Source organism: Parapedobacter sp. GCM10030251 (assembly GCF_042666505.1).
In the GTDB taxonomy this organism is placed as follows: Bacteria; Bacteroidota; Bacteroidia; order Sphingobacteriales; family Sphingobacteriaceae; genus Parapedobacter.
The window spans coordinates 369,015-384,149 of sequence record NZ_JBHTDN010000003.1 but is presented as its reverse complement, the minus strand read 5'-3'; the positions used below and the strand labels follow the sequence as shown (position 1 = coordinate 384,149).

At 51.4% G+C, this 15,135-nt stretch carries 9 protein-coding genes; all 9 read right to left on the bottom strand.

The window, feature by feature from the left end; all coding sequences use genetic code 11:
* Positions 1–21: 21 nt before the first annotated feature.
* The 9 genes from ACFQRK_RS10860 to ACFQRK_RS10820 all read right to left on the bottom strand — a co-directional run bounded on the left by ACFQRK_RS10860 (position 22) and on the right by ACFQRK_RS10820 (position 14,964).
* Positions 22–1,419 carry a SusD/RagB family nutrient-binding outer membrane lipoprotein gene (locus ACFQRK_RS10860; protein ID WP_379006469.1) on the bottom strand — a complete coding sequence of 466 codons (1,398 nt, stop codon included), beginning with the start codon at positions 1,417–1,419 and terminating at the stop codon, positions 22–24.
* A 54-nt stretch (positions 1,420–1,473) separates the two neighbouring features.
* Positions 1,474–4,656, bottom strand: coding sequence for a SusC/RagA family TonB-linked outer membrane protein (locus ACFQRK_RS10855; RefSeq protein ID WP_379006467.1), 3,183 nt, complete (start codon positions 4,654–4,656; stop codon positions 1,474–1,476).
* Positions 4,657–4,961: 305 nt separating this feature from the next.
* Positions 4,962–6,137, bottom strand: coding sequence for a cystathionine gamma-synthase family protein (locus ACFQRK_RS10850; protein ID WP_379006465.1), 1,176 nt, complete (start codon positions 6,135–6,137; stop codon positions 4,962–4,964).
* A gap of 13 nt (positions 6,138–6,150) precedes the next feature.
* Entirely contained in the window at positions 6,151–8,568 is a 2,418-nt protein-coding gene (locus ACFQRK_RS10845) for a serine hydrolase (RefSeq protein ID WP_379006464.1), read from the bottom strand.
* A 10-nt stretch (positions 8,569–8,578) separates the two neighbouring features.
* Positions 8,579–9,973: an APC family permease gene (locus tag ACFQRK_RS10840; RefSeq protein ID WP_379006463.1), complete on the bottom strand. Its 1,395-nt coding sequence runs from the start codon at positions 9,971–9,973 to the stop codon at positions 8,579–8,581.
* A gap of 4 nt (positions 9,974–9,977) precedes the next feature.
* Positions 9,978–11,042, bottom strand: a complete 1,065-nt coding sequence (locus ACFQRK_RS10835; RefSeq protein WP_379006461.1) for a mandelate racemase/muconate lactonizing enzyme family protein — start codon at positions 11,040–11,042, stop codon at positions 9,978–9,980.
* Positions 11,023–12,093 carry a DUF1611 domain-containing protein gene (locus tag ACFQRK_RS10830; RefSeq protein ID WP_379006459.1) on the bottom strand — a complete coding sequence of 357 codons (1,071 nt, stop codon included), beginning with the start codon at positions 12,091–12,093 and terminating at the stop codon, positions 11,023–11,025. The genes ACFQRK_RS10835 and ACFQRK_RS10830 overlap by 20 nt, the downstream gene beginning before the upstream one ends.
* Before the next feature lie 8 nt (positions 12,094–12,101).
* On the bottom strand, positions 12,102–14,216 hold the full coding sequence (locus ACFQRK_RS10825) for a prolyl oligopeptidase family serine peptidase (protein ID WP_379006456.1): 2,115 nt from the start codon (positions 14,214–14,216) through the stop codon (positions 12,102–12,104).
* A 49-nt stretch (positions 14,217–14,265) separates the two neighbouring features.
* On the bottom strand, positions 14,266–14,964 hold the full coding sequence (locus ACFQRK_RS10820) for a hypothetical protein (RefSeq protein WP_379006454.1): 699 nt from the start codon (positions 14,962–14,964) through the stop codon (positions 14,266–14,268).
* Between the last annotated feature and the right edge of the window lie 171 nt (positions 14,965–15,135).

Here is a 15,135-nt window from a genome sequence, read left to right as displayed (position 1 = left end):
CCCGTGTTAACAGAATGGAGCTCAGGGCATATCCCACCATAGCGGCGTATCCAACGATTCCTGTTCCGGAATATTGGCTGCGTTGCGGGTCAGTTCAGACTGGGGAATAGCGACCCGTCGGATGAAATCGGGCAGTACGGCACCGATTGGCATTTCAAACCCTTCGTAGGCATAGTCGTGCCGCCGGGCATCATTCCATGCTTCAAAGTTGAGGTAGGTAACCACGTATTTTTCCTTAAAGATCAGATCCAACGTCAGATTATCCTTGCCCACACTTACTGACGGATCCTTGATATACTCCACTGCTTCGTTCCCACTGACTTCCAACTTGTCCATAGAAGCCTGGATGCCCGCTAGGTAGGCAGAATAAGCCCGTTCGGTAAGCCCGGCACGGAGTGCAGCCTCGGCTTCTACGAACTTCAACTCCTCATACGTCATGATGTAGATGGGTGATTCAGGACTCGTCACTGGGCTGGCGGAAGAGATGTAACACTCATCGTGTACGGTGTTTGCCAAGGGACCCTGGTTGCCACCACCATTGGGTGTACCCGTATAGTCACCATTGACCGTGAGTTCGGTTAGCTTCGATACCCGCGGATCGACCAAGTCATAGGTTTCGCCATTCAAGTGGTTGACTAAGTTAGTAGAAAGCCATCCGCCCAGCAAGGTATTAATATTATCGATCGATATCTGCGCCCAGGGGTTAATGCCCTCGAATACGGCCATGCCCATGTCATCGTCAGCCGATTGGAACGATTGATCCAGTGCGTCCAACACGCCCTGGGGATTGTATGACGCTTTCCGACTTAGCTTATTCAAGTGACGTGCTTTCAAACCATAGGCACTGCGGATCCATTTGTCGACATCTCCCCCATAGATCACATCAAGCGACGCATCGAGTGCATAGGTTGCGTCGGGACTTTGCAACGCCGCGATACCTTCGTCGAGCAAGCGACCAATTGTATCATACAATTGCTCCGGCGAATCATACTTCGGTGTAAGCGTTTCCACTTTGTTAAACGCCTCGGTGTAAGGAGCAGTTCCCCACGTGTCAAACACCAGACTCAGGTTATAGGCCATCAGTATTTTCCCGACGCCGACGTACAGGATCGCGTCTTGTTCTTCAGCGAAGGTAATCAAATCGTATGCATCGGACATGCCGTAGTAGGCTTCTGACCAGGAAGTGGACAGGTCTGTGATGTCGTAAATATCTGTCGCTGATCTAGATGTAGAGCTGGCTGTATACTGAACGTAACTGGAAACAGCGCTACCATACCGATAGGAATTCCAACCCGCACGGTGGGTGACCGACCCCAGCAGCGTAACCAGGGTAGGTTCTTCCACAAGGTTGGGGTTGTTGCCCACGTCGAAGTAATCGCCACAGCTTTGGAATGCCAATAGCGTGGTCAGCAAAGCCAAACCGGCATGTTTTATCGTTTTTTTACCCAATTGTATCATGATGATGCCTCCAACTTAAAATCCAATATTCAATGTAAACAAATAACTCCGCAGCGCAGGATAAGTCATCCCGGCAAAACCTTCGGCGCTTGACCCGCTATTGGTTGTGGAGTTTTCCGGGTCATACCCGTTGAAATCGGTAAATACCAACAAGTTATTACCTGTAAGGCCTAGCGATGCCCTACGGATCGAGCCCGAGCCAAACCACCGGGCCGGAAGGTTGTAGCTAACGGATACCGAACGGAGTTTCACCCAGGTCGCATCCTGCACGAAAAATTCCGAATTGCCCCGGTACCAATCACGGTAGTACCCGTTCGGGTAGGTGCGATCTGTCACCTCATCATACCCCTGGCCCAGCCAGACCTGTTGCGTATTGGGCGACCCATCGGCCAGCACCCCTTCAAACACCACGTGGTCGTTCCGATTCAATGTGTAATCGGCCATGCCGAACGCCGCCAGGAAATTGTCCATCTGGTTGTAGTATTTCTGACCAAACTGGCCATCAATCAATAGGGCAACAGACAAGTTCTTGTAAGTAAAATTATTATACCAACCGCCGATCAGATCGGGGAACACACTGCCCAACTGTTTCACGTCGGCCACGGGGCTCAGCATCGGGAAGCCATCGTTGCCGATCAGCAACGGTCGGTTTTCGTCGAGTTTGATCGATTTGTTAACCCCCGCAGCGATTTCATCCGGACTGTAATACCGCCGGTATGTGCGCCCGTAGAGGATACCATACGGTTCACCCGGGATCACCCGCATGGTGACATTGGAGCTCAGGTAACCAAATTCCTCCGCAACAACGATTTCTCCTCCATCGCCACCTATGCCTTCATTGATCGAAAGCACCTTATTGCGGTTGGCTGATAGGTTTACCTCCGTATTCCAAGTGAAGTTACCGTTCTTAACGGGTGTACCTCCGACGGTCAACTCGAACCCGCTATTGCGGATATCACCGAGGTTGATTGCCTTGGTCGTGAAACCGGTAGTGGTCGAAACGGGCACGCCAAGAATTTGATCTTCCGATACGGACCGGTAGTAGTTCCCGTCAAACCGCAACCGGTTGTCGAAGAAATTCAATACCAGGCCTGCCTCGTAGGTATTGGTAAATTCAGGCCGCAGATCCGGATTGCCCAGTTGCGCTGCACGGGTAAAACCTGTATAGCCCGTTGGTAAATCATCATATGCCGTGTACCCAAGACTGGTGGCATAGGCCAATGCGTCTTTCCCAATCTGCGCATACGACAGCCGTAGCCGTGCGTGATTGATCACATCCGGTAGCTTCAGGTGGTCGGACACCACATAGCTAAGGCTAACTGACGGGTAGAAGAAGGAGTTGTTCGGTTTAAGTAACGACGAGGTAATATCGTTCCGGATCGTCGCATTCAGATAGAGGTAATCCCGGAAGTTCAATGTCAGGTCGGCAAAGGTACCCATTAGCCGGTAGTCCTCCCGGTAGGTTTCGCTATTGAACGTGTTTGCGTTTTGCAATGCAAACCAATTGTAAGCGGATAAGTTGGATCCTTCGGTGGCCGACCGGTAAATACGTCGGTCATAAATGTCATTGCCTAAGCGGAGTGACCCGCCAAAGGCCGGCGTAAACTGGTGGGACAAGTTGGCCATGAACGTGCTATTGAACGCCCGGTATTTGGTGCTGTAAACGTTGTAGAATCCCCGGCCAGGTGCCGCGTCAGTGCCATTTTCCGACACAAGAATCTCATCCTCCAACCCCTGGAAACCCAGCGCCGTGCCCTCCCGGCTGTCGCGATAGGTATCCAACCCGAACGTATAGGTCAGGTCCAGCCAGTCGGTCGGCTTGTAATTTAAGCTGGTGTTACCAATAAACCGGAGCACGTCGTCTTCAAACCGGTTGGTTTCGGCTACATATATTGGGTTGTTTGACAGACCTGAAAAGCCCATATACATGGTACCGTCTTCCTTTTTATAGTTGCGCACATCGTAGCGCGGCACCCAATAGGCCAACTGCTCGTTGTACCGGCCGGCATTCCCGCGGTTTCCGCCACTGTTGGTGACGTTCATATTGGTAGTGATGGAAAATTTATTACTGGCTTTAACCGTGGTGTTGAGGCGTGCTGAAATATTCTGGAAGTCGGAAAACGGCATAATCCCATCCTGACTGAAATGCGAAAGAGAGGAGTAATAGGTGATCTTTTCGGATCCACCCGACAGGCTAAGCGAGTTTTTATATTGAAAACCGGTTTCGTAGGCATCCTCTAGGTAATTATAGAGCTGTGCCGGGTGACTGGGATCGATGGCGCGGGCTTCTTCCACGGTAGGACCAAAAGCCGGCCAAAACGAACCCGTATCGTAGACGCCGGCCCAACCCTGTGTATAAACATCTTGCATCTTTGGGAATTTATTGACCTCATCCAGACCAATGGAACCCTGGTAGTCGATGCGAAGCTGGCCGCTCCGTCCCTGTTTGGTGGTAATCACCACCACGCCATTGGAACCACGGAGACCATAAAGCGCAGTAGCCGCCCCTCCACGGAGGATATTCATCGATTCAATGTCGTCCGGGTTGATATCCACCCCGCGGTTACTCATGCCCCGACCTGCAGCACCTTCACCCTGTGTAGAGGTACTGTTATCCATCAACACCCCGTCAATCACGAACAACGGTTGGTTGTCACGGTTCGGATCCAATGAGTTTATTCCCCGGATCTGGATCTTGGCACCTTGCCCAGGGGCCCCGCCGGTACTCCGGATCTGTACACCGGCAGTCTTCCCCTGCAGTGCGTTGACCATATTCGGTTGTTTATTGACCGTTAGCTCTTCCGCCGTTACGGATTGCGCGGTATAGCCTAAGGAACGCTCCTCACGCCTAATGCCAAAGGCTGTAACCGCTACTTCATCCAACGTTGATGAAGCGGGTGACAACGTTACATTCAGCGTGCTTGAGGTTCCAACCCGTAATTCCTGGACTTCCATGCCAACATAACGGAATTCCAGAACCGCATCCGCACCCGGAATCTGGATTGAATAGCGTCCGCCATCGTCCGTCTGTACACTGATGGGAGTTCCCTTCACAGTTACGGTAACGCCTGAAAGCGTTTCTCCATCCGAAGTGGTTACTTTGCCGTTTAATGTCCGTTGTTGGCCATACCCCACTTCAACCAGCCACAGTAAGGCCAGAAGAAGCCCGCCAAGCCTTTTTAAGTTAACTTTTCTCATAATGCGTGTTATTGATTTTTGATAGTAAACATTCGCAATCGCTATATTTCGCATCCACCGGAGACAGTCTTTGCAATCCGCGCCCTCGATCCCGAATTTAACTAGAATATAATTGGTCTGTCAGCAAGACAAGAATACAAAAAAGTATTTAGAAATACGCATGTTTTCGCATGTTTTTTTGTAGAATAATCAAAAAAACATGCGAAAACCCCAAAATCACTTCAAGATAACGCCCAAAATTCCCATAACACACAAAAATCAGCAGAAAAACGCATTAGGGTATGAACCAGCGATTCCGACTCTGACTAAATCTTAGCTAGTGCTTCATCAACATCGGCAATAAGATCTTCCACATTCTCTATCCCTACGGAAAAACGGATCAACGCTTCGGGAATTCCGAGTGCTGCACGCTGTGCATCGGTCAGCTCCACGTGGCTCGTTGTGCGGGGCGGCCCCACCAATGTCCCTACAGACCCCAAACTAGCGGCCATATGCGAATATGTCAGCTTGGAAAGCAATTTCTTTACCTTTTCAAACGTACCGTCGAGCGTGAAACTCAGCATCCCACCAAAGCCCGACATCTGCTGCTTTGCCAGTTCATGTCCCGGGTGGGTAGGCAAGCCGGGATAAAACACGTCCGCAACCTTGGGATGGTTCTGCAAATACATTGCAATTTTCTGGGCGTTGCTGTTTTGGCGTTCAATCCGTAGTGCCAAGGTTTTCATTCCACGTTCAATAAGATAGGCTGCGTCTGCTTGCAGGCTCGCTCCTGTTATTTCACGGTATTCAAATACCTGTTTCACCAAATCCGCTCGCCCGGTTAGCAATCCTCCCATGGCGTCCGAATGGCCACAGAGAAACTTAGTGGCGCTGTGCAGCACCAAATCCGCACCCAGCGCAAGCGGGTTTTGATTGATAGGGGTTGCAAATGTATTATCAACCACCACCAGCGCCCCTACTTTCCGGGCCGCAATACTCAACCGTGACAGATCAACTACTTTCAATGTTGGGTTGGTTGGCGACTCCAAGTAAACCACATCGCATCCCTGAAGAATACACGCCTCCAATCCATCTAAATCGGTGGTATCATATAACGCAACTTTAACGCCCCTAATGGGTAAAAAATCAAGGAATAATTTGCTTGTTCCACCGTAAGTATCTTTGATGGAAACCACACGGCTGCCCGGTTTCAGCAGCGTAAAGAGCGTGTTGCTGATAGCCCCCATTCCGGTAGCGAACGACGTTGCAGCCTCCCCGCCTTCCAACAACCGGATTTTTTCCTCTAACACCGCTACCGTGGGATTGGTGTTTCGGCTGTAGATGTGGCCTTTTTGTTCACCGACGGCAACTGCTTCCCAACGATCAACATCGTCATAAGCAAAAGCCACACTGCGAACCACAGGGGTCGCAATGTATTTTCCATCAAAACCTTCTCCTCCCCAGACAGATTGGGTACTTTTTCCGATCGTTTTTGAATCCATGTATCAAGCATTTTTACTGTTTTTCACTGATATAATCGTATATCAATTTGGATACCTGCGCCAACGTAGGTCTGGACATCCCTTCGGGTATTTGATCAGACAGCAACACCACGACATACGCCCGCCCGTCGGGCAGGTAAACAATGCCACTATCATGACGTACCTGAGGAAGAGAACCTGTTTTATGCGCAACGACTACATCGTCAGGGAGTAGGGCAGGGATCACACTATTAAACTTTTGCGCTTTTAATATGGTCAACATGTCATCACTTGCCGCTTGGCTAACCACCGATTTGTTAGCCAGTTGTTCAAAAATTAACATCAAGTCGTAGGCGGTTGTCGTATTGTTCATTCCGCGCTCGTAGGCCTTGGTGTCCTCGACACCACGAAGCACCTGTATATCGTTCACCCCCATAGCCTTCATGGTTTTCATGACGTTTTTAGCGCCTACTTGATCAATCAGGATATTGGTCGCCAGGTTGCTACTTTCGGTGATCATCCGGAAAACAATGTCGCGATAAGTGAGCTTGGAGCCTACACGTGCATAAAGATCCCCTTCACTATCGGTATTTGCAGGCAGCGAAAACTTACTTTTATCTACAATACTCCGGAAGGTGTTGTACACGTTAAGGGAATCGTTGATGTTAAATTTGCCTGCAGCCGCCTGCTTATATACCTCAATCATGACGGGGGTTTTCATCGTGCTGGCGGCGTGGAAAGTTTCCCGTGCGTTATATAAGAGCTGCTCGCCGCTTTGCAGGTCCATGACTGCATAGGCAAAACGGCCTTCCGGATGTTTTTTGAAAAGTTTATTTATGCGGGTTCGGAGGTCGGCCGTATCGAGGATAGCCTCTTTGTCTGGTGCCAGCACAATATCGGACCAGTCGCTGCTCCCTCCTTCCTTTTCAGAAACGAAATGGCCTTCACGGATGGACTTGTCGGCATTGAACAAGAACGTGAGGAAAGGCCCTTCGCCGCGATCGGTATTATCATAAATCAACTGGAACTGGTCGCCATGAAAATAACGCAGCTGGCCGCTGTATTGTGGTGATTTAGTAAAATCGATACGTAATGTACTATCTCCGATAAGGCTGATTACCCCGCGGCCCAGTAACCGGTCGCGGTAGGCGCCTGCATACGAGGACAGCGGCAACGAACGCTTCCATTCCGGATCCCGCGCCACGGGCTTGTATTTCGCCCTTGCCGAATCTTGCCGGGCTAACGACTGGTCCAACTCTTTTTTGTAACCAGCAATCCAATCAAAGGATTCGTTACCCAGGTAATAGTCGAGCACATGGTTAATAATGGCCCAGTATGCGCCCGAAGAAAGCTGATTCGTCAGTACGACAACGCCCAGGCCGTGATCGGGAACCATCGCAATCTGCGAAACAAACCCCGTCAATAACCCGCCATGACCGATCACTTTCACCCCGCGGTAATCGTAGGCGCGGAAGCCAAGGGCATAACCATAAAAGTTTTTCTGGTTGGGTTTGAGCCATTCGGGTTCTTTATCGATCGGCATCGGCCGTATAATTTTCCATAATTGTTCGGTTGCCGCCGGCTCGAATATCCGGAATCCATCCGGTGTACGTCCGGAATCGAGTTGGGTAATTAACCAGCGTGACATGTCGGCGGCTGAAGAGGCGATACCGCCGGCAGGATTGCCGTTATCGCCTATATTGGTTTCGAAGTAACGCTCACGCACTTCCACCTTCCCGTTGCGGCGTGCGTGCGCGTATGCTACATTTGGTTGATCCTTCAACGTCGAGTAACGCGAAATGGTATTTTCCATACCGACCCGATCAAAAATCCGGGTTTTTACAAAATCTTCCCACGCCATACCGGAGACAGCTCCTACTACTTCTCCTGCTGCCACGTATAAGATGTTGTCATACGCATAGACCGACCGGAAGTCATACTGCAAGGGCACACCTTTCAGCTTTTTGAGCAATTCCTTGCGGCTATAGGTGGATGGTGGAAACAACAAAAAATCATTGGCATACGCCGGAAGGCCACTATGATGCACGAGTAAATCGCGGACCGTTAGGTTTTGGGTCACATAATCGTCTGAGAATTGCAGATACGGCAAGTACTTGATCACAGGGTCTTCCCACTTTAGCTTCCCCTCTTCCACCAACATAGCCAATGCAGTCGCCGTAAACGCCTTACTGTTTGACGCAATGTTAAATAGCGTGTGTTCATCCACCGGATCGGGATCGCCCAGTTTTTTTACTCCGTAACCTTTCGCCAATATTACCTTGCCGTCCTTAACGATTCCTATACCGACTCCGGGCACCTCAAACTCCCGGAGCACCCGGTTTACGTAGTCGTCTAATCCAGGGGGAAGTGTAGCTTCCTGGGCCCATGTGGTTTCACCAACTCCCAGCGCCAGCAATGCGCTGCACATGATTGTAATTACCGTTTGTTTCATTTTAAATCTGTTAATCCAATGGTTTGGGGTTAATATCGACTTTCTGTCTTCTGATAAAGTAAAAATAAATAGGGATGCCGGCGGCAATGAGTCCCAGGCCCATTAATGAGCGTAGCGGATTTCCATAAATCGTGATGACAACCAATGCAAGGCAAAACGTAAAAAACAGCATAGGCAACACCGGATAACCAAGCGCACGGTAAGGGCGTTCCAGGGCAGGTGCCCTGCGGCGCATCAATACGACACCGAGTGCCGTGGCGCCGTAAAAGATGAACGCCGCAAAGATCAGCAGGTCCGTTAACTGATCAAAAGAACCCATCCAGATCATCAGACAGGCCCACATCCCTTGGAGAACAATCGCGTTGGAAGGAGTGCCAAAGCGTGGATGCACTTTGGAGGCAAACGGAAGAAACAACCGGTCTTTGCTCAGTGCATAAAATATCCGCGAAGAAAGCAGGATCGTGCTGTTTGTACAGTTAAACGTACTGCATAAGATGAGAACCGATAATACTGCCCCGCCTACAGGGCCGCTCATGACCGAAGCCGCCTCAACAGCTGCAATCTTTTCAGGGGTTTCCATCATCGCGGCATACGCCTCCACCGGCATGATCCGTAGGTATGCGGCGTTCATGACGATGTACAGAAGGATGATAATCCCCGTACCCAGGATCAACGCCAAAGGGATGTTCCGTTGCGGGTTCTTCACTTCCTCACCGATGTAGCCCACGTTGTTCCACCCTTCATATCCCCAGAACGCGGCGAGGGAAGCCGCAAAAAATGCCGTTATCCAACCAAATCCTTCGGGTGCAGTACGTGACACTGTAAAAGAAGCATCCACTACCGGAGCCGGTTCATACCCGAAGTATGCATATCCAATAAAGAATACCATGGCGAGTATAATACCCAGGATAAAAACCCGGCTCAGCGATGCGCCGAAAACCATCCCCCGATAGTTGACTGCACTAAGTCCGACCACCAGCAAGGAGGCAAAGATCTTAACGACGATGGTCGCTTCCCCCCAGTTGCCGACTGTACTTGCAGGCAACAGCGCATACACAGATTGCGAAAACACAAACGCCAGCGCGGCAATGGTCGCTGAACGCATCACCACCAGATTTGCCCAGCCATACAGAAATGCGAAAAAACGTCCGTAAATCTTCCGGAAGTAGACATATTCACCCCCCGAACCCGGCATCATGGCCGCCAACTCGGCGGTACACAGCGCCCCGATCATGCTCAGTAAACCCGCAGCCAGCCAACAGATCAAGATAAGTGCACCGTCATGCAGGCTGTCAGCCATCGGAACAATTTTCTTGAATACGCCAGACCCGATTACAGCACTGATCATCAGTAATACGGCGGACCATCCACTTACCGTTCGTTTTAACGTGTTTGTTGCTTCCATTTTTTCAATTCATGTGCAAGCCCAACCCCGGTGCGTCCGGTAGCCGCATCAGGCCGTTCTCCAATATAAATCCTCCCGCCACGAAATCCGCCGCGAGATCCAAGCTCCCATCCAGGTCGATGTACCGTGTATGCGGACAGGCGAATGCGGCGTGCAGTGCTCCGGTTATGCTCGCAATGCTCTCGTCATTACAGCCCCAAAAAAGTTTAATATCGCGCTGTTTGGCCACTGTGGCGATGTCCATGGCTCCGGTAATCCCGCCGCATTTCATCAATTTGATGTTATAGATCCCATACGGTTCGCCTTCACACAACTCCACCGCAGACACTGCATTTTTGAGCGACTCGTCAGCAGCTAACCGCTGCCTGAATATCCGCGGCAAGGTGCGGATGGCGTCTTCGTTGCCCGGGGGCATCGGCTGCTCAACCAGTTCGACGTCCAATGGGGCAGTCGCCTCCATAAAGCGGATCAATTGCGCTAAGGTGTAGCCGGTGTTTGCGTCTACACGTATTCCGAAATAGGCACCGAAACGCTCACGCAACTTCACAATGCGTTCGATATCCTCCGCTACGTCCAAACCGGTTTTCACCTTAAGCACCCGGAAACCACGATCCTGATATTCTTGTGCTTCTTCCAGCGTGTCGTCAACCCCTTTTATACCGATGGTAACCGATGTCGGCAATTGTACGTGGTATCGGCCGTAAAAGTCTACCACTGGAAGACCCATCCATTTACCGAACGCGTCGTGTAAGGCTAGATCAATCACGGCCTGTGTACCGGGTTGTAGCGGGAACGTCCGCTGCGTCTCGCGGATGAGCCCCATAAACGTGCGGATGTCCTTTCCGACCAGCCATTGCGCACCGCCATTTTCCAGATTGGCGATCGTATCGTCCGCACACTCGCCGACCACGTCAGCGTCCGTACTGGCAGATCCGATCCCCACGGTTCCGTCGGCCAGCTGTATTTTCACGAAAACCATCTCCACGGCCGAAACCGTTGTCCGCGCAATGGTATATGGCCGTGTCAGTGGCAAAGACCGCTTTTCAAAACTAACTGCTGTAATGTTCATCCAACGGTTTATTAGCAAGTGTCCTTAACAATGGGATGGCAGCAGCACACCCCTCTTCCAATGGAAGCAAAACAGGGATTCCCAGCTCGGCATGGTATTGTGCTTTCCATTCAAGTGCCTCCGCCTCCGTACAGTCTTCCGTATTCAATGCCAAAGCGATGACCGTTGCACCATACTGGGCAATCAATTCAATTTCCGAGGCGATCGAAGGAATTTCGCCCCACTCGGGCGTATGTTCATAATACCGCCGCTTGGGTGCGTGTACTAGAATGACGTGCTTAGCCTGCCCGGATATCAGAAATTCTGCGCCTCCGGGGCCACTGGGATTCCGTAATGCGGATTGGCCTTCAAGCAGGATCACATCGGGCTGCGCCTCCCGCGCACATTGCAGAATAGCATCTTCCAACTCACCCGAGACAAAGTCATTCAACGTTGAATCAAAGATAAACCCATATTCACCACCCTGCAGCCAGCCGGTCTGCCCGGTATACACCATCTCGACGTTTAAGCCCGATCGCCGTCCTTCTTGAACAAGCAACCGGGCGGTAGTCCGTTTGCCGAGGGCACAGTCCGTTCCCATCACCGCAATCACAGGTGTTTGGAGCTTAAGGATTTCACCACTCCAAAACTTCAGCTCGCGGAACGGCTTAGGTTTACGGATGTCAATCAACTTCGCCCCGCTGGCCGACGCCAGGGATACAACGTCCGGATGTTCCGTCAAGTAGTCGTGCAGGCCGTTTACTACGGAAACGCCTGCCTTCAAAACCTGTCGAATATCATCCAACATCGCGGGAGGGAAATATCCCCCTATCGTTGCCACGCCAACAATACAATAGGTGGGTTCTAGGGCCAAACCGGCTTCGACGTCTTTCACGACGGGAATCTGCCGGTGTTTTCCGTCAAGCACTTCACCGGCATCGCTGCCTGCATGGACGGGATCTACCACGCCGATGATCTGAAACCGCCCGCTTTCGCGAATCAGGCCATGCGCGGTTTTTGCATCGCCGGTGTGCAGGATACCCGCCGTCAATATTATTGCTGTTTCCTTCATAAATGGTATTATCTTTCTTTTATCAGTTTTCTCTCCAGGTAGTCGGCCACCGCCCGATCTACGTTTAACAAATGCTCATATCGCATCCAATGGTGCGTCTCGTCGGGTATCATCAGCGTCTCGATCTCAACGGGCTTATCCTGCAACCGCAGCAGCAGGTCGATCGTTTGATCGAAATCAACATTCCCGTCATCGTCGCCATGGATAAAAAGCACAGGCGACCGCCACGTGTCCACATAGGATACCGGCGAAGAGATGCGTGCCATTTCGATCGCCGCTTGCGCATCCGGGGCGGGTTCAGCGCTAACCGATGGGATCCGTCCGATGTAATTGTGTACCCCGTGTATATCCACCCCCGCGGCAAATAAATCGGAATCTTTCCCCAAGGCCAACGCCGTCAGAAAACCACCGTACGACCCCCCGTAAACGCCGATCCTGTCTGCATCCACCTGAGGTTGGGAAGCCAGCCACTCGCCCGCCGCTTTGATGTCCTGGTATTCCGAAGCCCCGTATCGCCCAGCCTGCAGCGGCTTGTGAAAGTCGAACCCATAACCGATCCCCAGCCGATAGTTCACAGACAACACCACAAATCCCTTGCTTGCCAAGTATTGGTTAAGGGCGTAGGTATTGGCGTAGTAGTCACCGTAATGCCATCCCAGCAACATCTGCCGTTGCGGGCCGCCATGGATGAACACAACTGCCGGTGCCTTTTTTGGAGCGTCGGCCGGCTCAAACAGCTGGGCATATACCGTCGTCCCGTCGGGGGCCTTGAATTCAACCCGCTTGGGTGTTATCAATTTGGCGGAGGCCAATGCTTCCGGAATCAATTCTTCGCCCAGCAATTGCGGCTTTCCAGTGGGTTCAGGCCATGGCAAGACGCTTACCAGCGTAGGCCGCTGGTCGGTAGCGCTGAAGAAGACCAAATGTTTACCGTCGCCGGTCACCGCCGGAAAGGTTTCGATACCCTTCCCCGGGGTCAAGACCTCCATGGCCGGCTCATCAACGGGTACACGGATGAGATGGCGACGGTCGATGTCGTCTGCGTCGGAGCCAGCATTTGCGCTGGCCAGCAACCAATTCCCATCGGGCGACGGCTTCACGTGCTCAACCATGAAATTCCCGGGCGTCAATAATAGTTCCTCGCCTCCGCTCGCTGGCACACTATATAAATGAGGCCAACCATCGTGGTAAGAAACAAAAGCGATACGTCCCTTCCCCATCCAATGCAGGTTAGTACCGCCATGGGTGGTGGGTACCGCCCCACGGGGCGTCACCGGCGCTTTCCAAATTGCCTCGGCCGCCCCGGTTTCCACTTTGGCTACCCAGATCTCCCAAGGATCAATAACCGGAGCCAGCAACGAATCCGGCGCTCCTCCAGATGCCTTCCGGCGGATAAATGCCACCTGATTACCGTCCGGCGACCAACGGACGGAAGCGTCGCGTGAAAAGGTAGGTGCTATCCATTGGATGGTTTCCGCACCCCGCCGGTAAATGCCAATAAGGGAATGGCTGCCCCGGGATGAAACAAAAGCCAGCGATTGCCCATCCGGCGACCATTGGAGCCCGCTGATTGATCCCCGTGCATAAAACAACCGCGTTGCCTTTGTGCTGCCGTCTATGGCACAATGATACACCTCGTCGCGTTGCGTAAACACCACCTGTTTGCCATCGGGGTGGATAACCGGATAATCGCCCTCGCCCAGCAATTCCGGTGTACCGCCTTCAAACGGTACGCTCCATACCTGCACACGGGGTTCGGTGGTTAGCGAGGCTGGATTCCGGGGAACGCTTTCCAGGTAAGCACCGTGATCGCCTCCTTTCACAAAGACCACCTGTTTGCCATCCGGCGACAAGGTCAGGCTGGTGATTTCGTCACCGAGATCGCTGTCGTATTCGGTAAGTTTCCGGTAGGTAAAGCCTGGCGCCTCCGCAACGTAAATGTTGCGTCTTCCCTGTTCGTTGATTGCCACTGCCAGGCGATTGCCCTCCGATGCCGTAGTGAGTTCTGACGGAAAGGGATATGCCGTAAGCGTTTCGAGTGTGGGTTGCTGGCCCACGGCTGCCTGATTGACCGATATGCAGCCAACCAAACAGCAAAAACCATAATAAATGAGCTTATTCATATATATCACAATTGTCTACTAATTAATCATTAACGTTTCTATGGAACTCTCATTTCCAAGCCGGTCTACCGCACTGACCGCCAACGAACTGCGCTTGGTTAAGCACTGTCAGCCGCTGCCGGTTTTCTACCCGAACGACCTTCTTGGTCTTCGGGTCGTGGAGAGAAAAGGGTAGCGTTTCGGCGGCAAGCATATCGGATGGCTGCAAGGTATATTCGCCGCGATAAACCCCACTTACGCCTGTTTCTGTCGAGTCCGCTTCGAACATCGGAATGCCCTTATAGAAAGTCGCCTGTATTCCAGGAGTAGCTTTCATCTCCACTTGTAACAAATCACCGGGTTGCAGCGATAGATCTCCCCCTGAAGACAATCTGGTGTATTCGATGGCAAATCCGGCCATAGGTGAAGGCCGCGTAGGCTTTTGATAAACCACAACCAATCGTCTCTGCATCGTATCACGATCCAACACATGTGCTACCTGGAATTCGTTCATTCCCTCCTGCAAATACAAGGGAGCCGCAAAGACGCACGTACCGTAAATTTTCACTTCCTCACCGTTTAAAAACAGCTGACCAGATGGATCTGCCATTCCCTGGAAAAAAGCAACAGAATCATTTATGGCCAAGCTATCCATTTCAGCGGAAACAATCTTTAGGCGACGACCTTCCTGACCGACCGCTTCAACCGGATGAGACAACGCACCACCGAACACCAACAGAACAAACAAAAAAAAGTATGATTTCTGCATATTTATATCTTTTCACGCCATTTAATTTCGGTATGGGTCTTCCCTTCGATTTAATGGGTTTAATTGGTTTAGACAACGTTACAAAAAAGAATTCAGAAATATGCGTTTTTATGCAACAATAATAAAATATGCTGCAAAAAAATGTATTTTCACAAAAAGTGCCGCACTTTC

What these genes read in the sequence shown, in the direction of transcription:
- ACFQRK_RS10820 (WP_379006454.1), bottom strand. Translation starts at nt 14,964, where the DNA reads ATGCAGAAATCATACTTTTTTTTGTTTGTTCTGTTGGTGTTCGGTGGT.
- ACFQRK_RS10830 (WP_379006459.1), bottom strand. Translation starts at nt 12,093, where the DNA reads ATGAAGGAAACAGCAATAATATTGACGGCGGGTATCCTGCACACCGGC.
- ACFQRK_RS10855 (WP_379006467.1), bottom strand. Translation starts at nt 4,656, where the DNA reads ATGAGAAAAGTTAACTTAAAAAGGCTTGGCGGGCTTCTTCTGGCCTTA.
- ACFQRK_RS10845 (WP_379006464.1), bottom strand. Translation starts at nt 8,568, where the DNA reads ATGAAACAAACGGTAATTACAATCATGTGCAGCGCATTGCTGGCGCTG.
- ACFQRK_RS10840 (WP_379006463.1), bottom strand. Translation starts at nt 9,973, where the DNA reads ATGGAAGCAACAAACACGTTAAAACGAACGGTAAGTGGATGGTCCGCC.
- ACFQRK_RS10850 (WP_379006465.1), bottom strand. Translation starts at nt 6,137, where the DNA reads ATGGATTCAAAAACGATCGGAAAAAGTACCCAATCTGTCTGGGGAGGA.
- ACFQRK_RS10835 (WP_379006461.1), bottom strand. Translation starts at nt 11,042, where the DNA reads ATGAACATTACAGCAGTTAGTTTTGAAAAGCGGTCTTTGCCACTGACA.
- ACFQRK_RS10825 (WP_379006456.1), bottom strand. Translation starts at nt 14,216, where the DNA reads ATGAATAAGCTCATTTATTATGGTTTTTGCTGTTTGGTTGGCTGCATA.